A 25,398-nucleotide genomic window follows, 5' to 3' on the forward strand; every position below is an offset into this window, starting at 1 on the left:
CTGTCTGTCAGGACGCCCACACGACCAAGTTCAAGACACCTCTGCGGTATGACGTGTTCGATACCAGAGGGTGATGTGGGCGCGCCCTGCCGATACGTACGTTCTACGGGTGGACATCATCAACGACCTCATCCTCCAAGCGGCCGCCTCGCCATGGCTCTACCTCGTGATGTTCGCGACAGCGGTGATCGACGGCTTCTTCCCACCGATCCCGAGCGAGACCGTGCTCGTCGCTGCGGCCGCCGTCGCGGCATCCACCGGCGAGACGAACGTCCCGCTGCTGATCGCCGTCGCTGCCCTCGGCGCCATGATCGGCGACTACATCGCCTACGCGATCGGCCGCTCCGTCGGCACGACTCGATTCGCGTGGATGCGCCGCCCCAAGGTGGCTGCGGTGTTCGATCGCGCCCAACGCACTCTTTCACGCAGCGGCGCGCCGCTCATCCTGGGCGCTCGGTACATCCCGGTCGGACGCGTCGCGCTGAACATGTCCGCCGGCGCGCTCGGTTACCCGTGGCGGCGCTTCCTGCCGCTCAGCATGCTGGGCGGTGTGACGTGGGCGGCGTACAGCGCGGGCATCGGCCTGCTCGCGGGTCATTGGCTTGAGGACCAGCCTCTGCTCAGCGCCGTGTTCGGAGTTGCGTTCGCCCTGATCCTGGGCTTCGTGATCGATCGGGTCGCAGCTGCCGTCCGCCGGCGCCGAGCCGCTGCGACCGAGGTCACCGGGGCGTCCGTCGAGAGCGAGGTGCGCGCCGGTGAGCGCGCTGGGGTGACAGGATGACTCCCATGAAGGCCGCCCGACTCGACAAGCGCGAGCAGAAACGCGAGAGACGCGAGCACAAGCGCGAGCAGCGCGCGCAGAAGAAGATCGCCAAGGCTGCGCGTCGCCCTGCGCTTCTCCGTGATCGTCGCGCGACCATGATCGTGATCCTGTCGGCGATCGCGCTGGTGCTCTACTCGGTCATGGTGCCCGTGCACGCCACCGTGTATGCGAGCTCCGTACCGATCATGATGATGCTCGCCGCGGTCGCGGTCACCGCTGCCCTCGTCGGCATCCGGTATCCGAACGTGGCGATCATCATGTTCACGCTCGCCGCTGTGCTGATCCCCCTCACCATCAGCAGAGACGCTGCGTTGCACGCACCATGGCCGTGGTCGGTGCCGATGCTCATCGCCTTCGCCACCACCGTGGCGGCTCTCACCTTCCAGCACGGGTGGCGCCCCGGACTGATCATGTTCGCTTCGGGCACGGCGTCCGGACTCGTCGCGTCGATCATGCTCCCCACCGTGCCCAGTGCGAACACGCTCATCGTCACCACGTCGGTTGTCGGCGGGATCTACCTGATCGCGGTGCTGCTGACGGGACGCCTGCGTCTGGGCGACGAACTCACGCGCCAACGTGAGCACACCGCCGAGGAACAGGCCAGGCGCGAGCTGGTCGAGGAACGCACGCGGATCGCCCGCGAGCTGCACGACGTGGTCGCGCACAGCATGTCCGTGATCCAGGTGCAGGCCTCGACCGCCCGGTATCGGCTGCCCGATCTTCCTGCGGACGCGGCGTCGGAGTTCGATGATCTGGCCGCCACCGCACGCTCATCGCTCACCGAGATGCGTCGCCTGCTGGGCGTGCTGCGCACAGAGGATCAGTCGGCCGAGCTCGTCCCTCAACAGGGCATCGAGGACATTCCGGCCCTCGTCGACAGCATCCGGCGCGCCGGCGTCGACGTCGGACTGGAACTCGTCATCGCCGACCTGTCCGCGGCTCCGGCCGGCGTGCAGATCGCGGCATTCCGCATCGTCCAGGAAGCGCTGAGCAACGCAGTGCGACACGCGCCAGGATCGCGCATCTCGGTGAGCGTCCGCACCGATGACACAGCAGTTCGTCTTCGCGTGCACAATACGGCGGCGACCGGTGAGGTCGCTGCTTCGTCAGGTGCCGGGCAGTGCAGCGGGCACGGCCTTCGCGGCATGCGAGAACGCGTCGCGCTCGTGGACGGTACTCTTGAGGCCGGTCCGGATGCGGACACCGGCTGGACGGTCGCCGCAGCCCTTCCCTGGATCTCGAAGCGGGAGAGCGCGTGAGCATCGAAGTCCTCATCGCCGATGATCAGGCGATGGTGCGCGCCGGCTTCGCCGCGCTCCTCGACGCCCATGACGGCATCACGGTCACCGGACAGGCAGCAGATGGCGCAGAAGTGGTCACGCTCGCCGCGAGGCTCGATCCCGACGTCATCCTGATGGATGTGCGGATGCCCGAGCTCGACGGCATCGAGGCGACCAGGCGCATCCTCGGACCCGGGTACCCCGCTGCCAAGGTACCCCGCATCCTCATGCTCACCACCTTCGACATCGACGACTACGTGTACGACGCTCTGCAGGCCGGCGCCAGTGGCTTTCTCCTGAAGGACGCCCTACCGGAAGAGCTCGTGCACGCCGTGCGTGTGATCGCCGCTGGCGACGCGCTGCTGTCGCCGAGCGTGACACGGCGGATGATCGCACAGTTCGCGGCGCAGAAGCCGCGCACCTCGGCATCCGGCAATCTGCTCGCAGAGCTCACCGACCGCGAACGAGAAGTGCTCGTCCTCATCGGACAGGGCCGCTCGAACAGTGAGATCGCCGCGACCCTGTTCATCGCCGAGCAGACCGTGAAGACGCACGTCGGCAAGGTGCTCGCGAAGATCGGAGCGCGAGACCGGGTGCAAGCAGTGATCTTCGCCTACGACACCGGACTCGCCGAACCCGCCTGAGAACTCCCTACCGCGGTAGGGGTCACGACGACCCCGTGGGTTGATGTGGCCCCGGTCTCCGGATGAATAACCTCCTCGAACGCCCACCGAGGAGGATTCCATGTCCATCGCAGAACTGCGATCCAGTACCACTACCGGTACGGCGCGAGACACCGGCATCGACTTCGTGCGAGCGCTGTGCGTGCTCGGCGTCGTGGTGCTGCATTCGCTGATGGTGGGCGTCACCGTCACTGAGGCCGGACCGCTGTTCGCGAACGCGAGCGACGGAGCCGCGTGGATAACCCCTCTGAGCTGGGTGCTGCAGGTCATGCCGCTGTTCTTCGTCATCGGCGGATTCGCGGGATACACGTCGCTCCGGCGCGCACAGCAGCGCGGCGGCACGGCGAAGGAGTTCGTCGCGGCCCGCATCCACCGGCTCGTGCTGCCGGCCGTGTTCACGATCGGCGTCGTCGGCGTCGTCCTGACCGTGCTGCTCGACAACGGCGTTCCGTCCGACCTCGTGGCGATCGCCGGGTACCGCTACGGGCAGCCACTCTGGTTCCTGGGTGTGTTCCTGCTCTGCCAGGTCCTGCTTCCGCTGTTCGCGGCCGCCCACCGTCGCGCGCCATGGATCACGATCGCCCTGCTGATCGCCACGGCCGTGGCCGTGGACGCCGCACGGAACGCGACAGGCATCGACGGCCTCGGATTCATGAACCTCGCCTTCGTGTGGCTCGCACTGCAGCAGCTCGGCTTCTTCTTCGCCGACGGACGAATCGACTCTCTCTCCCGCCGCACGCGGATCGTGATCGGCGCCTCAGCCGTGGCGGTCCTGACGTCCACTTTCATCACGGGCGTGTACTCCCCCGACCTGATCGCGAACATCAATCCGCCCACGGCGTCGTTGCTGCTCGTGGGAGTCGCGCACACCATGCTGCTGTCGCTCATGCGTGACCGTGTGGCCAGATGGAGCAGACTCCCGCTCCCCAGCCGGTTCCTCACCTTCGTCACACCTCGGGCGATGACGATCTATCTCTGGCACATGCCGGTGCTGCTCGCCATGGCCGGGGCCTCTGCCGTGTTCGCGATGACTACGGGCATCGAGCTGCCCGAGCCCAGCAGCATCGGCTGGTGGATGACGAGGCCGCTCTGGCTCGTGACCGTCGTGGCCTTGACCGCGGGGATCGCCCTTTTGCTCGCCGGAATCGAGGCGCGACGGATTCCGACTCCGACACGTTCTGCAGGTCGACTGTTCGCAGCGAGCGCGATCGGAACTGTCGCCATCGTCGGGCTGCTCGTCATCGGCACGACGCCGCTCACCGCCATGATCGCGGTGGTGCTGCTCACCGCCTCACTGCGACTGGCACGGCCGCGTCACGCCGACTCGGCTGCGTGGCCGAGTCGTAGTCCCGGAAGCGCAGCCACGAGCGCCAGGGCGATGCAGAAGGCGTAGACAGCCGGGGAACGCGCTGGCGCCGCCGCCCAAGGTCGCCACGCCGAGTCCGGCCAGCGCGACGGCGACGGCGGAGCCGGTGGCGTCCGAGATCGAGAGCGCCGAGGAGTTGAACCCCTGGTTCCCCGGCTCCGAGTACGCCAGCATCAGCACATTGAGTCGCGGGTAGATGAGCCCCATGCCCCCCCCCCCCCCCGCCGGCGAGTGCCCACGCCACGATGATGACGACCGGCGACGCACCCGAGAGTGCTGTGACGAGCACCGCCACGAGTGCCACGATCATCAGAGTGATGCTGATCACCGCGATCCGCCGATTTCCGAGGGCTTCTCCGTACCGCCCTTGAAGAGCGGATCCGCCCGCCCATGCGAAGGCCGCCAGCATCAGAGCGATACCCGCCCAGGTCGGTGAGAATGCGTACTGGGCGATCAGCATGTACGGGATGTATGCCTCGGCGGCGAAGAACGATCCGGCCACGAGCCCGCGCACGAGTACGACGCTCGGCAGTCCGCGTGCGGAGCGCAGCGTTCCGGTGGGAAGCAGTCGTCGCACCGCGAATGCGATGACCAGCAACGCTCCTGCCGCCGCAGGCCACCCCATGCCCGGCGGCAGATCCGCAGCGACACCCACACTCACCCATCATGAACGCGAACCCGGAGATGACCAGCCCGACGACGAACAGCGACACGGCCGCATACAGCGCGCCCCGCGGACCGCGGGCATCCGACCATGCGCCGCAGGCCACCATGCCGATGACGCTGGTGGCGAGCGTCCCCGCGAAGGCGACGGCGAAGAGCGCCTGTCCGTCGAGCGCTTCGCTGACGACAGGCATGACGGTCGTCACGGCGAGTGCCTCGATCGCGCCGAGGAAAATCAGGGCTGTCGCGCCCGCCGTGACCCAGATGCGCTCCCGGTCCCAGATCGACGCGGGACGGGGTCCGTCATGCGTCGCGAAGCGTGGAGACGCGCATGACGGCGTCTGTGAGGATCTCGGGGCTGGTACCGAAGTTGAGGCGCACGTGGCCTGCCCCCTCTGCGCCGAACGCGAGTCCGTAGTGCAGTGCGACCTTGGCCTCACGGAGAATCCGTCTGGCGGGGTTCTCGCCCCATCCGAGGTCGGTCAGATCGATCCACGCGAGGTATCCGGCATCCGGCGTCCTGTAGCGCGCGCCGGGAAGGTGCTCGGCGAGGAGGTCGGCGAGAAGACGCCGGTTCTCGTCAAGAGTCGCGAGCAGGCCGTCGAGCCACTCATCGCTCTCTTCGCTGAATGCGGCGACGGCTGCGAGAAGCCCGAACTGACCGGTACGCCACTCGACCTCGATCGGCAGAGAGCGCACCACCCGCGTCGGACCATCGGATGCCGTGACCATCAGCGCGCACTTGAGCCCGGCGAGGTTGAACGCCTTGCTGGCGCTGACGACGGCATAGCCGACCTCGCGGGCGGCATCCGAGACTGCGAGGAATGGCAGGAAACCGGCTCCGCGCTGGGCGAGAGGCGCGTGGATCTCGTCGGAGACCACGGCCGCACCGTGAGCGGCGGCAAGCTCCGCGAGGGCCACGAGCGAGGTTGCGGAGTGCACCGTTCCAGTCGGATTGTGCGGGCTGCAGAGCAGCACCGCACGCGCGCCGCCCTCAAGCGCGATCCGGATGCCGTCCAGGTCGATCTCCCAGCCGCTTCCCGTGTCGCGCAGCGGGACTCTCTCGACGACGGCACCGGCCTCTTCGACCAGGTCGTAGAACGGCGGGTAGACGGGTGGCATGACGATGACGCCGTCGCCAGGTGAGGTCACGCGGCGAAGGATCTCGACGATGCCCATGCTGACATCCGCTGTCGGGCGCATGCGCGCGGGATCAGGAGCCCAGCCGTAGCGGCGTTGTGCGAACGCCGTGAAGGCACCGGCCAGCGGCGTTCGCGAAGCGATGTAACCGGTGTCGCCGATTGCCACTGCACGCTCGAGCGCCCGCGTGATCGTCGGCGCGAGTGGAAAATCGGTCTCGGCGACGAATAACGGCAGTACGTCAGCGGGATACTCCCGCCACTTCTCGCTGGTGCGCTCGCGGAGTTGCTCCAGTGGAAGGGCACGGACCGTTGTGCTCACGGTGGAGCTAGATAGCGAAACCGAGCGCGCGCATCATGTCGCGCCCGTCGTCCGTGATCTTCTCCGGACCCCACGGCGGCATCCACACCCAGTTGATGCGGAAACGGTCCACCACGGCATCCAGTGCCTGCGCCGTCTGCTCCTCGAGCACATCGGTGAGCGGGCAACCAGCACTCGTGAGCGTCATGTGGATCACGAGGGCGTCGTTCTCGTCATCCCAGGCGAGATCGTAGATGAGTCCGAGGTCGACGACGTTGATCCCGAGCTCCGGGTCCATGACATCTTTGAGAGCCTCGGTGACCTCGTCGAACTTCTCTGGGGCAAGAGTCGCGGTCATGCGATCAGCCTACGCCTCTATCGGTGCTGCGGGGTCGAGGAATCGGTCATACCCCTCGTCCTCGAGCCGGTCTGCGAGCTCCGGTCCGCCCTCTTCGAGGATCTTGCCCGCGACGATGACGTGCACGAAGTCGGGACGGATATAGCGGAGGATGCGCGTGTAGTGCGTGATCAGCAGCACGCCGAGACCAGTGGATTCCTTGGCACGGTTGACGCCTTCGGAGACGATCTTCAGCGCATCGACGTCGAGGCCGGAATCGGTCTCGTCGAGGATCGCGAACTTCGGCTTGAGCACCTCGAGCTGCAGGATCTCGTGGCGCTTCTTCTCACCACCGGAGAACCCCTCGTTGACGTTGCGCTGCGCGAACTTCGAATCCATTCGCAGGTTCGTCATCGCGCCCTTCACATCCTTGGTCCAAGACCGGATCGGCGGTGCCTCGCCGTCGAGCGCGGTCTTGGCGGTGCGCAGGAAGTTCGTCACAGTGACGCCGGGGATCTCCACCGGGTACTGCATCGCGAGGAACAGGCCGGCACGCGCGCGCTCGTCGACGGTCATCGCGAGGACGTCTGCCCCGTCGAATGTGATCGACCCGCTGGTGACGGTGTACTTGGGGTGACCGGCGATCGTGTAGGCCAGGGTCGACTTGCCTGAGCCGTTGGGGCCCATGATGGCGTGCGTCTCACCGGCGTTCATGGTCAGGGTGATGCCATTGAGGATCGGGGTCGTCCCGGCCTCGGTGTCGACCGTGACGTGCAGGTCGCGGATCTCGAGAACAGACATTCAGACTTCCTTAGTTACAGTCGGATCGATGAGCACGTCGTCGCCGTCGATGTCGACGACGTAAACCGGCACGGGCTCATACGCGGGGAGATTCTGGGGGATGCCGGTGCGCAGCGAGAACGCGGAGCCATGAGCCCAGCATTCCAGGGTGTCGCCCTCGACGAAACCTTCGGACAGCGAGATCTCGCCGTGGGTGCAGGTGTCGCCGATGGCGTGCACCTCACCCGCTGAGTCGAGCACGACGGCCATCGGGACACCGTCGAGCTCCACCCTCAGCGGGGTGTCCTGCTCGAGTTCGCTCAGTCCGCAGGCGCGATGTGCGCTCATGAGCTCACCGCCGCGAGTTCGATCTCGATCGCGCTGAGGAGCTCCTCCTCGAGGGTCGGGATGCCGAGCCGCTGCACGATGTCGGTGAGGAAGCCCAGCACGACGAGTCGGCGCGCCTCTTCTTCGGTGATTCCTCGTGCCTGCAGGTAGAACAGTTGCTCGTCGTCGAAACGACCCGTCGCACTGGCGTGTCCTGCGCCGAGGATGTCGCCGGTCTCGATCTCCAGGTTCGGGATAGAGTCCGCGCGCGCGCCCTCGGTGAGCACCAGGTTGCGGTTCGCCTCGTACGAGTCAGTTCCCGTGGCGTTCGCGCCGATCAGCACGTCGCCGATCCACACGCTGTGCGCGCTTTCGCCCTGCAACGCACCCTTATAGAGCACGTCGCCCTTGGTGTGCGCGCCCTTGTGATGCAGGTAGACCTGGCTCTCCAGGTGCTGTCCGGCATCGGCATACGAGAGTCCGTACAGGTAGCCCTCCGAGCCGCTGCCCGCGAGCTCGACGTTCGGGTTCACCCGGACGAGTCCGCCACCGAAGCTGATGACGAAGTGCTTGAGAACCGCGTCGTTGTCAACGCGAGCCTGATGCGATGCAGCGTGCACCGCGTCGTCGTCCCAGCGCTGCACCGACACGACCGTCAGTCGCGATCCGGCACGAGCGATGATCTCGACGTTCTGGGCATACTGCGCAGAACCGCGGTGGCGGAGGATCACCGTGGCGGAACTGTGCTCGAGCGCCTCGATCACGATGTGGGCGTCTGCTCGCTTGTCTGCGCCCTGACCGGTGATCGTGACGAGGATCGGCTCTGCGATCTCCTCCTCGCGCGGGATGCGCACGTGAAGGCCCTCGGTCGAGCCCTGCCAGGCCACAGCGGAGATGACATCTTCGGGCTGGAAGTGCTCGCCGCGCGGCGCCGAGCCGGCAGCGAGCGAGTCGGCGATGTACTGCTCACCGGTCGTGATCTCGTAAGTCACGCCGTCGTTCTCGGCGGTGACCGCGAACAAGCCGGCGAGCCGGTCGACGGGCGTGTGCTTCCAGTTCACCTCGCGGCCAGTCGGCTTACCGAAGTCACCGGGCTCGAAGGAGCGCGGGCGTGCGGACCGAGTCTGCACCGGAACGTATCCGGCGGCCGCCACCTGGGCGGCGGGGTCGATGTGCGCGCCGGTCTGGGGCGCGTTGGTGTGCTGCGCCTCGCTGGGCGCTGTCGTCGAGGCCGCCATTTAGCCGACCGATCCTTCCATGCCCATTTCGATGAGCTTGTTCAGTTCCATGGCGTACTCCATCGGCAGTTCGCGTGCGATCGGCTCGATGAAGCCGCGCACGATCATCGCCATCGCCTCGTCCTCTGGCATGCCGCGGGACTGCAGGTAGAAGAGCTGCTCCTCGCTGACCTTCGAGACCGTGGCCTCGTGCCCCAGCTGGACGTCATCCACCCGGATGTCGATCGCGGGATACGTGTCTGAGCGCGATCTAGTGTCGACCAGCAGCGCATCGCAGCGCACGGTGTTCGCGGAGTGGTGCGCATTGGCATCGACTCGGACCTCGCCGCGATATCCGGCGCGACCGCCGCCACGGGCAATCGACTTGGAGACGATCGAGGACTGCGTGTACGGCGCCATGTGGATCATCTTCGCGCCGGCGTCCTGGTGCTGGCCGGGGCCGGCGAAGGCGACGGAGAGGGTCTCGCCCTTGGCGTGCTCGCCCATCAGGTAGATCGACGGGTACTTCATCGTGACTTTGGAGCCGATGTTGCCGTCGACCCACTCCATGGTGGCGCCCTCGTGGGCGACCGCGCGCTTGGTGACAAGGTTGTACACGTTGTTCGACCAGTTCTGGATCGTCGTGTACCGTACGCGGGCGTTCTTCTTCACGATGATCTCGACGACGGCCGAGTGCAGCGAGTCCGACTTGTAGATCGGAGCCGTGCAGCCCTCGATGTAGTGGATGTAGCTGTCCTCGTCGGCGATGATCAGGGTCCGCTCGAACTGGCCCATGTTCTCGGTGTTGATGCGGAAGTACGCCTGCAACGGGATCTCGACATGCACGCCCTTGGGTACGTAGACGAAGGATCCGCCGGACCAGACAGCCGTGTTGAGGGCGGCGAACTTGTTGTCGCCGGCGGGGATGACCGTTCCGAAGTACTCCTCGAAGAACTCCGGGTGCTCGCGAAGTGCCGTGTCGGTGTCCATGAAGATGACGCCCTGTGCTTCCAGGTCCTCGCGGATCTGGTGGTACACCACCTCGGACTCGTACTGCGCGGCTACGCCGGCGACCAGGCGCTGACGCTCGGCCTCAGGGATGCCGAGGCGCTCGTAGGTCTCACGGATCTCGACGGGAAGGTCTTCCCAGGACTGCGCCTGCTTCTCGGTGGAGCGCACGAAGTACTTGATGTTGTCGAAGTCGATGTCGCTGAGGTCTGCACCCCAGGTCGGCATCGGCTTGCGCCCGAACAGCGACAGACCCTTCATGCGGGTCTTCAGCATCCATTCGGGTTCGTTCTTGAGGGCGGAGATGCCGCGCACAACGTCCTCGGAGAGGCCACGTTTCGCGATCGCGCCGGCTGCATCTTCATCGTGCCAGCCGAACTCGTACACCCCCAGACCATCCAGTTCCGGGCGGTCGATCAGCACATCCGACATCACACTCTCCTTGTCAGGCCTCAACGGTGTCATCCGCCCCGACACCTCATGGCCCGTTCGAGTCGACGGGTGTGGGTGCCGCTGGTGGGCCTCATCACGGACGCATTCTTCGCGCCTAAACTGTTGGTGATGCACCTCGCGCATTCCGCGGGCATCGCAACAATCCGATTCTACAGGTTCCCCCTGACAAACGGGCCGCGCCCGTACGCCCGGGCGCGAGCCGGAGGACACATGCCCGAGACCGCAGCGCCCGTCGTCACTTCGCCCTACGAAGCTCACGAGGGCCGTCGCCCCTCCGCGTTCGGTCGTCCGCTGCGAGTGCTGGCGTGGCTTTCGTTCGTCGCCGAAGCGGTGATCATCGCCACGGGCGGTGCTGTACGCCTGACCGGATCCGGCCTCGGGTGCTCGGAGTGGCCGATGTGCACCCCCGAATCGCTGGTTCCCACACCGGAGCAGGGCATCCATGGCGTCATCGAGTTCGGCAACCGGACGATGACCGGCGTGGTCGGCATCATCGCGATCGCCGTGCTGCTGCTCACGCTCAACGCAGTCGGCGGGCGCCGACCGCTCAAAGCCGCGCTGTGGTTCGCACTCGGCGGCATTGGCGCAGGGGTCGTCTGCTACGTCATCGCCACCATCGCCGGAGTACCTGCGTTTCCGTTCTTCTCACTCGGGCTGCTGCTGGCCACCGTGGCCGGTGCTGTGCACTCGTTGCGGATCACCACCCATCGACGTGACCTGACGCTGCTCGCGTGGATCGTGCTGGTCGGGGTGGTCGCTCAGGCGTTCGTCGGCGGCATCACGGTGCTCACCGGATTGAATCCGTACATCGTGGGCTTCCACTACGCATCCTCCCTCCTGCTCGTGTGCGTCACGGCGGCGTATCTCGTCCGGATGCACGAGTCCGGCGCTCCGCGCGAGCGCGTGGTTCCCCGATGGTTCGCGATGCTGTCGCACATCACGGGACTCGCGCTCGGCGTGACGATCTTCTTCGGTGTGCTGACCACGGGTTCGGGACCGCACTCCGGGGATGCGAACGTGGTCCGCGACGGCTTCGACGCCACGATCCTCGCGCACGTGCACGCGTGGCCCGGCTATGTGCTCGCCGCCCTGGTCGCCGCGCTGACCATCATCGCGTGGATGCAGCGGATCGCACCGCGGCGGTGGCTGCTCGTGCTCGTGATCGCGATCCTCGTGCAGGTCGGAGTCGGCATATGGCAGGCTCGCGACGGACTGCCGGAGCTGCTGGTCGGCATCCACATGGTGCTCGCCTCGCTCTCGGCCGCGGCGTACACGGTGACCGTACTGCGTCTGAAGCGCCCTACCGCGTGACCGTGCGCGACAGAGCGCACGCTGTGGTCTTCGACCTCGACGAGACGCTGCTCGATCAGTCATCTGCCGCGGACGCCGCCGTGATCGCCTGGGCAGCCGACCTCGGGGTCGAGGATGCCGATATCGCGCAGAGGTGGTCGCTGATCTCGAACGGGCACTACGCGCGCTATCAGACACGGGAGATCAGCTTCGAAGGCCAGCGTCGCGAGCGGATGCGTGAGTTCCTGGGGCGACAGCTCACCGACGAGCACGCGCGTGCGGCGGTCCAGTGGTCGTCCTCACCAACGGTGAACGCACACAACAGTCGAGACTTCTGACGCCCGCGCTGCCAAGGGTGCCGGAAGATTTTCGGGGAATGAGTCCATCATGAACCCGCGAACTTCTTCCGGCATCAATCTCACATCGACCGAGACCGCGCATGTCATCGAGAAGAAGGGCACCCAGCCGTTGACATGAGCACGCACAGGCTCTGCACAGGTCGCGCATAACGGACGCATCAGCGTTTCCATGAGGCTCGTGCACATGAAGAAATCACTCACACGCAGCATCCCGTACTGGATCCTTCTCCTACTGTCCGTCGCATCCGCCGCAGTGGGCGGCTGGATCATCTCGGACAACGCCGCCACCATGACCGCTCGCCTGCTCGATGGAACGGCGACCGGAGTCGAGGTGTACGTCGGCCAGCCGTTGATCGCCGTGGGAGGCATTCTGCTGGGTGCCGGTGTGATCGGCGTGCTTCTCGCGCTCACGGTCGCTGCGGCCAAGTCGCTCGTTCCCGCCGCGGCACCCGTCGTCACGGATGCGATCGACTGGTCAGCCCAGGCCGACGAGGTCTCGGAGACTCCGACGAACTCCGCGCACGAGGAATCCGAGCCGGTCGCCGATGAGACGGTCGCAGATGAGGCGGTAGACGAAGACGATCAGAACGGCAGCAGCGGGTCGACCGCCACCGCGACGAATATCAGCGTCAGGTAGGTGATGGAGGCGTGGAACACCCGCATCGGACGCGGGTTCGTTCCACGCACCGCCTGCGAGTAGAGCCGGTGCGACTCATAGACGAACCATCCGCCGAAGACCACGGCTGAAACGGAGTACACCAGCCCCATGTCCGCCACCGGAATCAACAGCAGTGAACACGCCAGTGTCGCCCACGCGTACAGGATGACCTGGAGGCCGACCTGGGAAGCGTTGCGTGTGACGCCGAGCATCGGAACGTCTGCACCCTGGTAATCGTCGCGGTACTTCATCGACAGCGGCCAGTAGTGCGCCGGCGTCCAGAGGAACACCAGCGCGAACAGCACGATGGCCGGCCATGCGATGTCGCCGGTGACGGCGGACCAGCCGATCACCACCGGGAAGCACCCGGCGATCCCGCCCCAGATGATGTTCTGCTCGGTGCGACGCTTGAGGATCATCGTGTAGATCACGACGTAGAAGAAGATGGCCGCGACCGACAGCGTCGCCGTCAGCCAGTTGGTGGTCGCCAGCAGCCAGAGAGTGGATGCCACGGCAAGAGTCCAAGAGAAGATCAACGCCGCGCGCGGAGAGATCTCTCCGGTGACCAGCGGTCGCTTCTCGGTGCGATGCATGTGCGCATCCATGTCGCGATCGAGGTACATGTTGAACGACGCGGCGGATCCGGCGCTCATCGAGCCGCCGATCACTGTGGCGAGAACAAGCCAGAGGTTCGGCATCCCGCCTTCTGCGAGGAACATGACGGGCACGGTGGAGACGAGCAGAAGCTCGAGCACACGGGGCTTCGTCAGCGAGACGTAGGCCTTTATAGTCTGACCGATCGGCCGTTTCACCGCCGTCGCATGCGACATGGTCGAGATATCGATCGCCTCCTCAGCGCACACTCCGACAACCCTTTCAGTCTACGCCACGGGTATTCGAGCAGATAACGTCGCCGTGTCCGTTTCCTCACATATCACGGGACGTAATGTGAACGAACCAACCCCGCTATGCTGAAAACACTCGCGCGCCCGGCGCTGTGCTCCTGTCCGTGACGATGCGGAGGCGCAGGGAATTCGGGCGCCCTCGTAATCGTTGGAAAGGGCATGACCTTGTCGGAACTGCAGTGGGAAGAGATTGACCGGCGCGCGGTGGACACCGCGCGGATTCTGGCGGCAGATGCCGTCGAGAAGGTCGGCAATGGTCACCCTGGCACAGCGATGAGCCTTGCTCCTCTCGCTTACCTCCTTTACCAGCGCGTTCTGCGCCACGACCCGGCGGACACCGATTGGCTGGGCCGCGACCGCTTCATCCTCTCCGCAGGCCACTCTTCACTGACGCAGTATGTCCAGCTCTACCTGGGCGGCTTCGGACTCGAGCTGGATGACCTCAAGTCGCTGCGCACCTGGGGCTCGAAGACGCCTGGCCACCCGGAGTACGGTCACACCAAGGGTGTGGAGATCACGACAGGCCCTCTCGGCCAGGGCCTCGCCTCCGCTGTCGGCTTCGCATACGCATCCCGCTACGAGCGAGGGCTGTTCGACCCGGACGCCGCTGAGGGCACGAGCCCCTTCGATCACTTCGTGTACGTGATCGCCGGCGACGGCGACCTGCAGGAGGGCATCACCAGCGAGGCGGGCTCGCTCGCCGGCCACCAGCAGCTGGGCAACCTCATCACGTTCTACGACTCCAACCAGATCTCGATCGAGGACGACACCAACGTCGCGTTCACCGAAGACGTCGCCGCGCGCTACGAGGCGTACGGCTGGCATGTGCAGACGGTCGACTGGAAGAAGAGCGGCGAGTACGTCGAAGACGTCGCCGAACTGCTCGCCGCGGTCGAGGCCGCGAAGGGCGAGACCGACAAGCCGTCGCTCATCATCCTCAAGACGATCATCGGCTGGCCGTCGCCCGGCAAGCAGAACAGCGGCAAGATCCACGGTTCGGCACTGGGCGCCGACGAACTCGCCGCGACCAAGAAGGTGCTGGACTTCGACCCCGAGCAGTCCTTCGTCGTCGCAGATGACGTGCTCGCGCACACGCGTGCGCTCGCCGACCGCTCCGCAGAGGTCCGCGCCGCCTGGCAGGAGTCGTTCGACGCCTGGGCCGCCGCCAACCCTGAGCGCAAGGCGCTGCTCGACAGGCTCGAAGCGAAAGATCTCCCCGCTGACATCACCAGCGCACTGCCGGCATTCGAGGCGGGCAAGGAAGTCTCCACCCGCGCGGCCTCCGGCCAGGTCATCAACGCCCTCGCCGCCGAGCTGCCGGAGTTGTGGGGCGGCTCGGCTGACCTCGCCGAGTCGAACCTCACGACCATCAAGGACGCCGCATCGTTCATCCCTGCCGAGTGGTCGACCCACGAGTGGACGGGCAACCCGTACGGACGAGTGCTGCACTTCGGTATCCGTGAACACGCCATGGGCGCGATCATCAACGGCATCGTGCTGCACGGCCCGACCCGCGCTTTCGGCGGTACGTTCCTGATCTTCAGCGACTACATGCGTCCGTCGGTGCGTCTGGCCGCACTGATGAACATCCCCAGCATCTTCGTCTGGACGCACGACTCGGTCGCGCTCGGCGAGGACGGCCCGACCCACCAGCCGGTCGAGCAGCTTGCTACGCTGCGCGCCATCCCGAACTTCACGGTGGTGCGCCCGGCGGACGCGAACGAGACCTCGGTGGTCTGGCTCGAGCTTCTTCGCCGCCACGCGGGGCCGGCGGGTATCGCGCTGACGCGCCAGAACATCCCGGTGTTCGCACGCGGCGAAGGCGCAGCATCCGGCGAGGCTTTCGCATCGGCCGACAACGCGACCAAGGGCGCCTACGTGCTCGCGGAAGCGCCGAACGGCACGCCCGATGTCATTCTGATCGCGACGGGCTCCGAGGTGCAGCTCGCCGTCACGGCGCGCGAGACGCTCGCCGCCGAAGGCATCAACGCCCGCGTCGTCTCGGCTCCGTCGCTCGAGTGGTTCGACGAGCAGGACGCCGCATACCGCGAGTCGGTGCTGCCGGTGGCCATCACCGCACGAGTGTCCGTCGAGGCGGGCTCCGCTCTGACCTGGCGCGGCATCGTCGGCGACAAGGGTCGCTCCATCGCGATCGATCACTTCGGCGCATCCGCCGATTACAAGACCCTGTTCCAGGAGTTCGGCATCACCGCCGAGGCCGTCGTCGAGGCGGCACGCGCAACTGTCAAGGAGAACGCATGAGCACCCCCACCGCAGACCTCGCAGCCGCAGGCGTCAGCATCTGGCTGGATGACCTCTCCCGCACCCGCATCAACTCCGGCAACCTCGCCGAGCTGATCGAGTCGCGCAACGTCGTGGGTGTCACCACGAACCCGACGATCTTCGCCGGCGCCATCACCAACCCGGATGACACGTCCTACGACGCGCAGGTCACCGAACTCGCCGCTTCCGGCGCGACCGCCGAGGAGGCCGTGTTCGCGGCCACCACCCAGGATGTCGGCGCGGCACTGGACGTCTTCCGCCCGGTGTGGGAGAAGTCGGGACACGTCGACGGTCGCGTCTCGATCGAGGTCTCCCCCGACCTCGCCCACGACACTGAGGGCACGGTCGCGCAGGCGAAGCAGCTGTGGACGAAGATCGACCGACCGAACCTGCTCGTGAAGATCCCGGCGACCAAGGCCGGCCTTCCGGCGATCGCACAGTCCATCGGTGCGGGCATCAGCGTCAACGTCACGCTGATCTTCAGCCTGGAGCGCTACGCCGAAGTCATCGACGCCTACCTCACTGGACTCGAGACGGCGAAGGCCGCCGGTATCGATCTGTCCACGATCGAGTCAGTCGCGTCGTTCTTCGTCTCGCGCGTCGACACCGAGACCGACAAGCGCCTGGTCGCCATAGGCACGGATGAGGCGCTCGCGCTCAAGAGCAAGGCCGGCCTCGCCAACGCGCGTCTCGCGTACGAGCTGTTCGAGAAGATGTTCGCAGGCGACCGCGCCAAGGCGCTCCTGGACGCCGGTGCGAACCTGCAGCGCCCGCTGTGGGCCTCGACCGGTGTCAAGGACCCGGCGCTGCCCGACACCCTGTACGTCACCGAGCTCGTCGCGCAGGGCGTCGTCAACACGATGCCCGAGAAGACGCTAGAGGCCACGTTCGACCACGGCGTCATCGCCGGCGACACCATCACCGGCGGCTATGAGGAGGCCCGCGAGGTCTTCGCAGGGCTCCAGAAGGCCGGCGTCGACTTCGCCGATGTGACCCAGGTGCTCGAGGACGAAGGCGTCGCGAAGTTCATCGACTCCTGGCACGACCTGCTCACCCAGGTGGCCGAGGGGCTCGAGGCGCAGCGATGACTTTCTCGCTCCACGCGTCGGGCGCCGCGAAGACGGCGATCGACTCGGTCGTCCCAAGGCTCGTCGGCGACCTCATCGCCTCCCGCATCACCGGGTTCGACTCGACACTCTGGGGCGACGCCGCAGAAGAAGAGGCAGCCAAGCGCCTCGGCTGGGTCGAGGCCGTGTCGGTGTCGCGTCCGCTGGTTCCCGAGATCGTCGCGCTCCGAGATGAGCTGCACGCCAAAGGCGTGAGTCGCGTCGTCCTCGCCGGCATGGGCGGCTCTTCGCTCGCGCCGGAGGTGATCACGCAGACAGCCGGTGTGGCGCTCACGATCCTCGACTCGACGGCACCCGGTCAGGTGCTGGCCGCGCTGGACGAGGGCCTCGAGCAGACCGTGCTGGTCGTCTCATCGAAGTCCGGCTCGACCGTCGAGACCGATTCTCAGCGTCGCACCTTCGAGGCCGCGTTCCGCGATCTCGGCATCGACCCCGTCGAGCGGATCGTCGTCGTCACCGACCCCGGTTCGCCGCTGGACGCATCTGCTCGCGAGGCGGGCTACCGGGTGTTCAACGCCGACCCGAACGTGGGCGGCCGCTACTCGGCGCTCACCGCCTTCGGCCTGGTGCCGTCTGGGCTCGCCGGTGCCGACATCTCCGAACTGCTCGACGAGGCCGAGGCCACGCTGCTGCAGGTCGCCGTCGACGCTGCCGACAACCCGGCGCTGCGACTGGGTGCAGCGATCGCCGGCACGAGCCCGCGGCGTGACAAGCTCGGTCTGATCACCGATGGCACGCACATCAACGGTCTGCCCGATTGGATCGAGCAGCTCATCGCCGAGTCCACCGGCAAGGAGGGCACCGGCATCCTGCCCGTCGTCCTACTCCCCGTCTCACCGGAGCTGGACGACGTCCCCGCTGATCTGCAGATCGTGCGACTGGTCGACGATGCGAACGAGTTCCACCTCCGTGAGCGTCACCAGGGCGAGATACTCGTGAGCGGGTCGCTCGGCGCGAACCTGATCGTCTGGGAGTACGCCACCGCGATCGCCGGCCATCTGCTGGGCATCGACCCGTTCAACCAGCCCGACGTCGAATCCGCCAAGGTCGCGACCCGTGGTCTTCTGGATGCACGCCCCGAGCCCACGGCACCGGCGTTCGTCGAGAGCGGTATCGAGGTCCGTGTGTCCGATCCTGCTCTTGCGGCGTCCGGCAACATCGAAGCAGTGCTGGATGCACTGTGGGCACAGCTGCCGGAAGACGGTTACGTGTCGATCCAGGCATACGTCAACCGCCTGGAGCTGCCGCAGCTGCAGGGCCTTCGCGAGCTTGTCGCGGCTGACTCCGGCCGCCCGACGACGTTCGGCTGGGGACCGCGGTTCCTGCATTCGACCGGCCAGTACCACAAGGGCGGACCGGCTCAAGGCGTGTTCCTTCAGATCCTGGAACGCACCGATGTCGATCTGGAGATCCCCGAGCGTCCGTTCACGTTCGGACAGCTCATCCAGGCGCAGGCTGCCGGCGACGCCGGTGTGCTCGCCGAGCACGGTCGCCCCGTCGTCTCCTTGACGATCACAGAGGACTCGGCCGACGTACTCGCCCTGTTCGAAGCCGCCCAGAAGTAGTCAGTAGGAGAATCCCCCGCCGATGACCGTTCCCGTATCACGCGGCCACAATCCGCTGCGCGACCCAGACGACCGTCGCCTCAATCGCATCGCAGGTCCCAGTGCGCTGGTGATCTTCGGTGTGACGGGTGACCTGTCGCGCAAGAAGCTCATGCCAGCGGTCTACGATCTGGCCAACCGAGGACTGCTGCCACCGGGATTCGCCCTGGTCGGGTTCGCACGCCGCGATTGGGAGGATCAGGACTTCGCTCAGGTCGTATACGACGCGGTCAAACAGCACGCGCGCACAGAGTTCCGTGAGGAGACCTGGCGGCAGCTGCTGCAGGGCATCCGATTCGTCTCCGGCGAGTTCGACAACCCCGAATCGTTCGTAAAGTTGCGCGAGACCGTCGAGAAGCTCGACGTCGAACGCGGCACGATGGGCAATCACGCGTACTACCTGTCGATTCCGCCGAAGTCTTTCCCTGTCGTCACGAAGCAGCTGAAGGACTCAGGCTTGGTCGGCGATGACGACGGCGACGAGCGGTGGCGTCGCGTGGTGATCGAGAAGCCCTTCGGCCACGACCTCGAATCGGCGCGGGATCTGAACGAGGCGCTCGAGGTCGCGTTCCCCGCGGACGCGATCTTCCGAATCGACCACTACCTCGGCAAGGAGACGGTGCAGAACATCCTCGCGCTGCGCTTCGCGAACGAACTGTACGAGCCGATCTGGAACCGCAACTACGTCGACCACGTGCAGATCACGATGGCCGAGGACATCGGGGTCGGCGGTCGCGCCGGATACTACGACGGCGTCGGCGCTGCCCGTGACGTCATCCAGAACCACCTGCTGCAGCTCCTCGCGCTCACCGCGATGGAGGAGCCGATCAGCCTCAGCGCCGAGCACCTTCGGGCTGAGAAGGAGAAGGTGCTCGCAGCGGTGACCCTTCCCGAGGATCTCTCCCTTGCCACTGCGCGCGGTCAGTACGCGGGCGGCTGGCAAGGCGGCGAGCAGGTCACAGGGTTCCTCGACGAGGACGGGATGAACCCGCAGTCGAGCACGGAGACATACGCCGCTATCAAGCTCGACATCAACACGCGGCGCTGGGCCGATGTTCCGTTCTACCTGCGCACAGGCAAACGGCTCGGCCGACGTGTCACGGAGATCGCCGTGGTCTTCAAACGCGCACCGCAGCACCTGTTCGGCCGCGCGAACACGGCCGAACTGGGTCAGAACGCGCTCGTCATCCGCGTGCAGCCCGACGAAGGAGTCACGATCCGGTTCGGATCGAAGGTTCCCGGCGCCGGCAGCAACGTGCGCGACGTGACGATGGACTTCGGATACGGTCACGCCTTCACCGAAGCGAGTCCTGAGGCGTACGAGAGGCTCATCCTCGACGTGCTTCTCGGCGACCCGCCTCTGTTCCCCCGCCATGAAGAGGTCGAGCTGTCTTGGAAGATCCTCGACCCCGTGGAGAAGTACTGGGCATCGCAGGACACGCCGGTCGAGCAGTACGCGCCCGGTTCTTGGGGCCCGGCTTCCGCCGACGCCCTCCTGGCCCGCGACGGACGAGTCTGGAGACGACCGTGATCATCGACCTTCCCGATACGACTGTCAGCCAGGTCGCGAAACATCTCGTCAAGATGCGCGAAGAGGGCGGCGCCGTCGCACTCGGTCGAGTGCTGACTCTGGTCATCGCCGCACGCGAGGAGATGGTGGAAGAGGCCATCGAAGCCGCGAACGACGCGTCGCGAGAGCATCCGATGCGCGTTATCGTCCTCACCGAACGCGACGGCGACGCGCGTCTCGATGCCCAGATCCGCGTCGGCGGTGACGCCGGCGCGAGCGAGGTCGTCGTGCTCCGCGCGGACGGCGCTGCGGCCAGCAACCAGGAGAGCCTGTTCACGGGTCTTCTGCTGCCGGACGCCCCCGTCGTCGCATGGTGGCCGGATGACGCTCCGAAGGAGCCGTCCGACACACCGCTGGGGCGCATCGCGCAGCGTCGAATCACCGACGCGGCGACCGCCACCGACGTGCGCGCACAGATCGAGTCCCTCGGGCGTTCGCATGCTCCTGGTGACACCGACCTCGCGTGGACGCGCCTCACGCACTGGCGCGAACAGCTCGCCGCCGTGCTCGACCAGCCCCCGTTCGAAGAGGTGGCGGCCGTGGAGGTGCGCGGTGCGGCGTCTTCGCCGTCCACTGCGCTGCTCGCCGCATGGCTGCAGCTCGCCCTCGACGTTCCGGTCCGCTGGGCGTATGAGAAGCGCGAAGAATGGGACGAAGGCATCAAGTCGGTTCGGCTGAGCCGCGCGAGCGGCGACATCCGCCTGGAGCGCCCTGTTCCCGGCGATGCCGTGCTCACTCAGCCCGGCCAGCCGAACCATGACCTGCATCTGCCTCGCCGCACCCTCAGGGAGTGCCTGGCAGAGGAGCTGCGCCGTCTGGATCCCGATGTGCTGTACGGTCGAGTGATCACCGAGGGCTGGGAGAAGCTGGGTCCGCCCGAGACCGGGGAGTGAACGACATGCAGGCATCATCCGCAGAGAAGCTGGTCGTGGTCGAGCCGACGGCTGCGGAACTTGCCGAGCGGGTCGCAGATCGGTTCATCACCCGCGTGAAAGCACGCACGCGAAGCGGTCGGATCGCGCACGTCGCGCTCACCGGCGGTTCGATGGGCGGCACGGTACTTCGCGCCGTCGCCACGCACCCGAAGGCCGACCGGATCGACTGGTCGCTGGTGCACTTCTGGTGGGGCGACGAACGCTTCGTCGCCGGTGACGATCAGGACCGCAATGCGCTGCAGTCGCGCACGGCACTGCTGGATCACATCGAGGTGCCTGCAGAGAACATCCATGAAGTCGCTGCCGCCGACAGCGGACTCACGCTGGATGAGGCCGCAGAGGCGTATGGCGCGGAACTCGCGAGGTTCGGCGATGAAGAGCAGGCCTGGCCGTCGTTCGCGGTCTGCTTCCTCGGCGTCGGTCCCGACGGCCACATCGCTTCGCTCTTCCCCGATCGGCCAGAGGTCACCGAAACGGATGCTGCGGTGCTCCCTGTTCGCGACGCTCCGAAGCCGCCAGCGGAACGCGTCACGTTGACCCGTCCGGTGATCAATTCCTCCAAGCGCGTCTGGCTGGTGCTCACAGGCGCCGACAAGGCTTCGGCGCTCGGCCTCGCCCTCGCGGGCGCCAGCTACACGAACGTGCCTGCAGCCGGTGCCAAGGGGCGAAAGCGCACGATCTTCTTCGTCGATCAGGCAGCGGCATCAGAGGTCTCTGAAGACCTCATCGACCAGATCTACTGATCGCGGAACTCGCTCCCGGTCTCCTGTCCGGGCGCGGGACCGGAGCCGGAGCCGGACGACGTTCTTGAGCCGGGGGTCGCCTCGGAGCCGCGCGACGCTCCAGAGCCGGTCGAGGGCGCTCCTGCCCCTCGATCTCGTCCGCCATTGCTCCCTCGCTGTATTCCGAGTTCCTGGCTCTCACTGAGCACCTGGGGGTGGTATCTGGCGAGTCCGACGACTCCCCACACGGCAATCGCGCCGGCGACGGCGAAGACGTAGATCACCCAGGTAGGAGCGGCGGATGCTTCGCCGAGGATGAGCGCACCGATGAGCACCGCGATGAGAGGGTCGACGACGGTGAGGCCGGCGATGACCAGGTCGGGCGGGCCCGAGCTGTAGGCAGTCTGCACGAAGTAGGCGCCCACCACTGATGCGGCGACGAGAGCGATCACGCAGACGAGTGTGATCCAGTCGAACTCTCCGGCCTGCACTCGCGAGATCACCGCTTTCGCGAGCGTCGCCACGAAACCGTAGAGGATGCCGGCACCCACCACATAGAACAGTGCGCGCATGCGATGCCGAAGTATCAGCCACCCACCGCCGAGCACGATGATCACCACGAGCAGGATCGCGAGGATCGTGAACAGCTCAGTGTTGGTGATCGTCTTCTCGGTGGCGAACAGCGCCGCGAAGAAGACGAACAGGAAGACCCCACCGACGCAGGCGCCGATCGCGATCAGCGATTGTCTGGTCGGAGCGTGCCCTGAGATACGCGCATTGAGCAGTGTCGTCATCACCAATGCGATCGCGCCCAGTGGCTGCACCACGATCAGAGGAGCGATCGAGATCGCGGCGAGCTGGCAGATGATGGCAAGACCCAGCATGAGAGTGCCGATCAGCCATGAGGGACGGGCCAGCAGTCGCTTGAGCTGCTGGCCGCTGAGTCCCGCTGCCCCGTCCTGCCCGCTGAGTCTCTCCACCTTCTCCACACCGCGGTGCTGGTACTGCGCGCCGAGCGACATGAAGACAGCGCCCGCGAGCGCCAAGGGGATTCCGAGCAGAAGCTTGGGGTTCTCGAACACACCGACGAGTTGCTCACTGACGTCAGCCGCTGTCATCCATATCCCCACACTCACAGGGAGAACATTACCGGGCATGGGGCTCGCAGTAGAGTTGTGGCGTGGCTGTTCTACCGATTCGCATCATGGGCGACACCGTTCTGCACTCCCCCGCATCGCCCGTGGGCGAGATCGACGACGAGATCCGCACGCTGGTCGCCGACATGTTCGAGACCATGGACGCCGCTCCCGGTGTGGGTCTCGCCGCCCCTCAAGTCGGAGTGCCGCTTCGCATCTACACGTATTCATATGTCGACGATGACGATCAGCCCTGGCGCGGGGTGCTCATCAATCCGGTTCTGTGGATGTCCCCGCCTGAGCCGGGCGCTCCCGACCCGGACGAGGAATCCGAGGGCTGCCTGTCTTTTCCCGGTGAGCGATTCCCGTTGCGCCGTGCCGATCGTGTGCTCGTCACCGCGGTCGACTTGGACGGCGCGTCCGTGCGTATCGAGGTCGACGGATGGCGCGCTCGCATCATGCAGCACGAGTTCGATCATCTCGACGGCATCCTGTACATCGATCGCCTCTCCGACGGTGACTGGAAGAGCGTACAGAAGATCGCTCGCAAACGCGGCTGGGGGAAACCGGGCGTGAGTTGGATGCCGGGAGTCGACGATCTCGACGCCTGAATCCGTACAGCCCGGGCATAACTGATTCGAAGTTGCGTCTCAGGTTCGGCATGAGTACGGTTCCGATGGGGCGGAAACATGGGTGACCGCCGGCGACCAAGTCCTCGGAGGGGAACTCACATGATGAGATTGCGCAAGCGACGCGCACTCGCACTCGCGGGAACAGCTCTCGCGCTGAGCATCGCGCTCACCGGCTGCAGCGCGATCAACAGCCTGATCGTGGGCGGCGGCAACGACGCTCAGCGCGATGAGGACACCGGGGAGGTCACCGAGGGTTCGAACATCGACATCTTCTCGCTCAAGGTGGGCGACTGCATGCCGGCTACCGACACCTCCGGTGAGATCACCGACACCGATGTCGTTCCGTGCTCCGAGCCGCACACAGACGAGGTCTTCTTCGAGTTCGACCTCGCCGATGGCGATCTTCCGAGCGACGACGAGATCACCGCAGAGGTCGAGGCCCAGTGCGTTCCTGCATTCTCGGAGTTCGTCGGCATCGACTACTACGACTCCGCACTCGACTTCTGGTGGCTCACCCCCACTGAAGACACCTGGACGCAGGCGGACGACCGTCTCGTGCAGTGCGTGATCTACGAGCCCGACCCCGCGGACCCGCAGGCGTCGCTGGAGGTCACCGGCTCGCTCAAGGGCGCTGCACGCTGATCATCGATTGAAGTGCAGAAGAGGCTCCGTCCGGACGGACGGAGCCTCTTCTGCACTTCGGGGCGCCACTTTGATGTCGACGGGAGGTTCTCGCACGTCTCGAACATCGGAAGTCTGCGAAAAGCTCCCATCGGTCCGAAAAAGCCGACCGGAATGCAGAAGGCCCCGTACAAGACGGGGCCTTCTGAACTGGCTCCCCAAATTGGACTCGAACCAATAACCTGCCGATTAACAGTCGGCTGCTCTGCCAATTGAGCTATTGGGGATCAGGCGTCGTCGCCGAAGCAACTCCACAATCTTAGCAAACACCCGAGGGTGGTCGTGACACCGGGCGCCCCGCTCGGGCGTGTCGGTCAGCGGTCAGCGGCCGAGCGAGTCCGCCTCGGCGTTGGGAACCCACAGCAGGTCTTTGCCGACTCCACGGGCGACCACATGGCCGGCGCGCAGCATCAGCGTCTCGGCGTTGAGTTCGCGGATGAACGCGGCATTGTTGGTGACGAGCAGCGCGCCCATCCCCTGCTCCCTGCGGCGCCTGGTGATCGCGTCGAACACGACCGGCCGCACCTCGAGATCGAGGTTGGCAAGCGGTTCATCCGCGATCAGCACTCGAGGCTCGAGCACGAAGGCACGCGCTATCGCCACGCGCTGACGCATCCCGGCGCTGAGCTCGTACGGGAACTTCGCTGCCGTGCCGAGAGGCAGATGCAGCTCGTCCAGCAGTGTCGCGATGCGGATGGAGAGCGCCTTGCTGTTGACGCGCTTCTCGCGAATGAGGATCGGCTCTGCGATCACCTCACTCACGGTGAGCGTGGGCGGAAGGTCTGCACCAGCGCCCTGCGGGATGAACCCTGTGAGATACGTCAGCTCACGGTGTCGCCGCCCTGGCTTTCGCACGTTCACCCCGCAGACCTCAGCGCTGCCACCGACGATCCGCACCGACGGGTCAGTCGAGCCGGCGAGTGCTGCCACCAGCGTCGACTTGCCCGATCCGGTAGGACCGGCGACGCAGATGAGGTCTCCGGGAGACAGCGCGAACGTCACACCGTCGACGGCGCGTGTGGGAGCGCCGTGTCCGATTCGGTCGATGACCAGGTCGGAGCAGTCGATCGCGTGGGAGGAGTGTTGCCGGCGGGACATAGGTTCCATCCTCTCCCGGAT

The 25,398-nt window shown here is 66.1% G+C and carries 24 protein-coding genes and 1 tRNA gene; 15 read left to right on the plus strand and 10 right to left on the minus strand.

What is annotated here, in order from left to right; genetic code table 11:
* The first annotated feature begins 109 nt into the window (after positions 1–109).
* The 4 genes from HDC95_RS04985 (at position 110) to HDC95_RS05000 (ending at position 4,179) form a co-directional block, all read left to right on the plus strand.
* Entirely contained in the window at positions 110–781 is a 672-nt protein-coding gene (locus HDC95_RS04985) for a DedA family protein (protein ID WP_259062110.1), read from the plus strand.
* Positions 782–786: 5 nt separating this feature from the next.
* Positions 787–2,082 (plus strand): sensor histidine kinase, encoded by a 1,296-nt coding sequence (locus HDC95_RS04990; RefSeq protein ID WP_259062111.1) that lies wholly within the window; start codon positions 787–789, stop codon positions 2,080–2,082.
* Positions 2,079–2,747 carry a response regulator transcription factor gene (locus HDC95_RS04995; RefSeq protein ID WP_259062112.1) on the plus strand — a complete coding sequence of 223 codons (669 nt, stop codon included), beginning with the start codon at positions 2,079–2,081 and terminating at the stop codon, positions 2,745–2,747. Before HDC95_RS04990 ends, HDC95_RS04995 begins: the two co-directional genes overlap by 4 nt.
* Before the next feature lie 100 nt (positions 2,748–2,847).
* Positions 2,848–4,179, plus strand: a complete 1,332-nt coding sequence (locus HDC95_RS05000) for an acyltransferase (protein WP_259062113.1) — start codon at positions 2,848–2,850, stop codon at positions 4,177–4,179.
* Positions 4,180–5,118: 939 nt separating this feature from the next.
* Here the strand turns inward: HDC95_RS05000 and HDC95_RS05005 are convergent.
* The 6 genes from HDC95_RS05005 to sufB are packed head-to-tail and all read right to left on the minus strand — an operon-like array spanning position 5,119 to position 10,356.
* Complete coding sequence (locus tag HDC95_RS05005) at positions 5,119–6,276, minus strand: MalY/PatB family protein (RefSeq protein ID WP_259062114.1); 1,158 nt, start codon at positions 6,274–6,276, stop codon at positions 5,119–5,121.
* A gap of 7 nt (positions 6,277–6,283) precedes the next feature.
* Positions 6,284–6,613, minus strand: coding sequence for a metal-sulfur cluster assembly factor (locus tag HDC95_RS05010; RefSeq protein WP_188437294.1), 330 nt, complete (start codon positions 6,611–6,613; stop codon positions 6,284–6,286).
* A 9-nt stretch (positions 6,614–6,622) separates the two neighbouring features.
* Entirely contained in the window at positions 6,623–7,393 is a 771-nt protein-coding gene (gene sufC / locus HDC95_RS05015; RefSeq protein WP_259062115.1) for a Fe-S cluster assembly ATPase SufC, read from the minus strand.
* Positions 7,394–7,720 (minus strand): non-heme iron oxygenase ferredoxin subunit, encoded by a 327-nt coding sequence (locus tag HDC95_RS05020; RefSeq protein WP_259062116.1) that lies wholly within the window; start codon positions 7,718–7,720, stop codon positions 7,394–7,396.
* The gene (gene sufD, locus HDC95_RS05025) at positions 7,717–8,937 is read right to left on the minus strand and encodes a Fe-S cluster assembly protein SufD (RefSeq protein ID WP_259062118.1); all 1,221 of its coding nucleotides are present in this window, start codon (positions 8,935–8,937) and stop codon (positions 7,717–7,719) included. Before sufD ends, HDC95_RS05020 begins: the two co-directional genes overlap by 4 nt.
* A complete protein-coding gene (sufB, locus tag HDC95_RS05030) occupies positions 8,938–10,356 on the minus strand; it encodes a Fe-S cluster assembly protein SufB (protein ID WP_259062119.1) in 1,419 nt (472 codons plus the stop codon).
* Between the two features lie 231 nt (positions 10,357–10,587).
* Between sufB and HDC95_RS05035 the strand changes: the two genes are divergently transcribed.
* The 3 genes from HDC95_RS05035 (at position 10,588) to HDC95_RS05045 (ending at position 12,663) form a co-directional block, all read left to right on the plus strand.
* Complete coding sequence (locus tag HDC95_RS05035) at positions 10,588–11,688, plus strand: heme A synthase (RefSeq protein WP_259062120.1); 1,101 nt, start codon at positions 10,588–10,590, stop codon at positions 11,686–11,688.
* 2 nt (positions 11,689–11,690) lie between these two features.
* On the plus strand, positions 11,691–12,005 hold the full coding sequence (locus tag HDC95_RS05040; RefSeq protein WP_259062121.1) for a hypothetical protein: 315 nt from the start codon (positions 11,691–11,693) through the stop codon (positions 12,003–12,005).
* A 205-nt stretch (positions 12,006–12,210) separates the two neighbouring features.
* Positions 12,211–12,663, plus strand: a complete 453-nt coding sequence (locus HDC95_RS05045) for a tetraspanin family protein (protein WP_259062122.1) — start codon at positions 12,211–12,213, stop codon at positions 12,661–12,663.
* On the opposite strand, the gene HDC95_RS05050 is transcribed toward HDC95_RS05045, so the two are convergent.
* The gene (locus tag HDC95_RS05050) at positions 12,609–13,514 is read right to left on the minus strand and encodes a heme o synthase (protein ID WP_259062228.1); all 906 of its coding nucleotides are present in this window, start codon (positions 13,512–13,514) and stop codon (positions 12,609–12,611) included. The genes HDC95_RS05045 and HDC95_RS05050 overlap by 55 nt on opposite strands.
* A gap of 234 nt (positions 13,515–13,748) precedes the next feature.
* On the opposite strand from HDC95_RS05050, the gene tkt reads away from it, so the two are divergent.
* From tkt to pgl, 6 genes are read left to right on the plus strand one after another with little or no spacing between them, the layout of a single operon-like run.
* Entirely contained in the window at positions 13,749–15,851 is a 2,103-nt protein-coding gene (tkt, locus tag HDC95_RS05055) for a transketolase (RefSeq protein WP_396652662.1), read from the plus strand.
* Positions 15,848–16,960 carry a transaldolase gene (gene tal / locus HDC95_RS05060; protein WP_259062123.1) on the plus strand — a complete coding sequence of 371 codons (1,113 nt, stop codon included), beginning with the start codon at positions 15,848–15,850 and terminating at the stop codon, positions 16,958–16,960. The genes tkt and tal overlap by 4 nt, the downstream gene beginning before the upstream one ends.
* Positions 16,957–18,564: a glucose-6-phosphate isomerase gene (locus HDC95_RS05065; RefSeq protein WP_259062124.1), complete on the plus strand. Its 1,608-nt coding sequence runs from the start codon at positions 16,957–16,959 to the stop codon at positions 18,562–18,564. Before tal ends, HDC95_RS05065 begins: the two co-directional genes overlap by 4 nt.
* A gap of 22 nt (positions 18,565–18,586) precedes the next feature.
* Positions 18,587–20,134: a glucose-6-phosphate dehydrogenase gene (zwf, locus tag HDC95_RS05070; protein WP_259062125.1), complete on the plus strand. Its 1,548-nt coding sequence runs from the start codon at positions 18,587–18,589 to the stop codon at positions 20,132–20,134.
* A complete protein-coding gene (locus HDC95_RS05075) occupies positions 20,131–21,066 on the plus strand; it encodes a glucose-6-phosphate dehydrogenase assembly protein OpcA (RefSeq protein ID WP_259062127.1) in 936 nt (311 codons plus the stop codon). Before zwf ends, HDC95_RS05075 begins: the two co-directional genes overlap by 4 nt.
* Before the next feature lie 5 nt (positions 21,067–21,071).
* Positions 21,072–21,851 carry a 6-phosphogluconolactonase gene (gene pgl / locus HDC95_RS05080; protein ID WP_259062129.1) on the plus strand — a complete coding sequence of 260 codons (780 nt, stop codon included), beginning with the start codon at positions 21,072–21,074 and terminating at the stop codon, positions 21,849–21,851.
* Here pgl and HDC95_RS05085 read toward each other — a convergent pair.
* Positions 21,845–22,948 carry a DMT family transporter gene (locus HDC95_RS05085; RefSeq protein ID WP_259062131.1) on the minus strand — a complete coding sequence of 368 codons (1,104 nt, stop codon included), beginning with the start codon at positions 22,946–22,948 and terminating at the stop codon, positions 21,845–21,847. The two genes, pgl and HDC95_RS05085, sit on opposite strands and share 7 nt — an antisense overlap.
* 62 nt (positions 22,949–23,010) lie before the next feature.
* Between HDC95_RS05085 and def the strand changes: the two genes are divergently transcribed.
* Positions 23,011–23,577, plus strand: a complete 567-nt coding sequence (gene def / locus HDC95_RS05090; RefSeq protein ID WP_259062132.1) for a peptide deformylase — start codon at positions 23,011–23,013, stop codon at positions 23,575–23,577.
* A 120-nt stretch (positions 23,578–23,697) separates the two neighbouring features.
* Entirely contained in the window at positions 23,698–24,240 is a 543-nt protein-coding gene (locus HDC95_RS05095; RefSeq protein WP_259062133.1) for a septum formation family protein, read from the plus strand.
* 190 nt (positions 24,241–24,430) lie between these two features.
* Here HDC95_RS05095 and HDC95_RS05100 read toward each other — a convergent pair.
* Together HDC95_RS05100 and HDC95_RS05105 are read right to left on the minus strand one after the other, a co-directional pair.
* Positions 24,431–24,506: transfer RNA gene (locus tag HDC95_RS05100), tRNA-Asn, on the minus strand.
* Between the two features lie 94 nt (positions 24,507–24,600).
* Positions 24,601–25,377 (minus strand): ATP-binding cassette domain-containing protein, encoded by a 777-nt coding sequence (locus HDC95_RS05105; RefSeq protein ID WP_259062134.1) that lies wholly within the window; start codon positions 25,375–25,377, stop codon positions 24,601–24,603.
* Positions 25,378–25,398 lie beyond the last annotated feature (21 nt).

It is taken from the genome of Microbacterium sp. AK031 (genome assembly GCF_024807145.1).
In the GTDB taxonomy this organism is placed as follows: domain Bacteria; phylum Actinomycetota; class Actinomycetes; order Actinomycetales; family Microbacteriaceae; genus Microbacterium.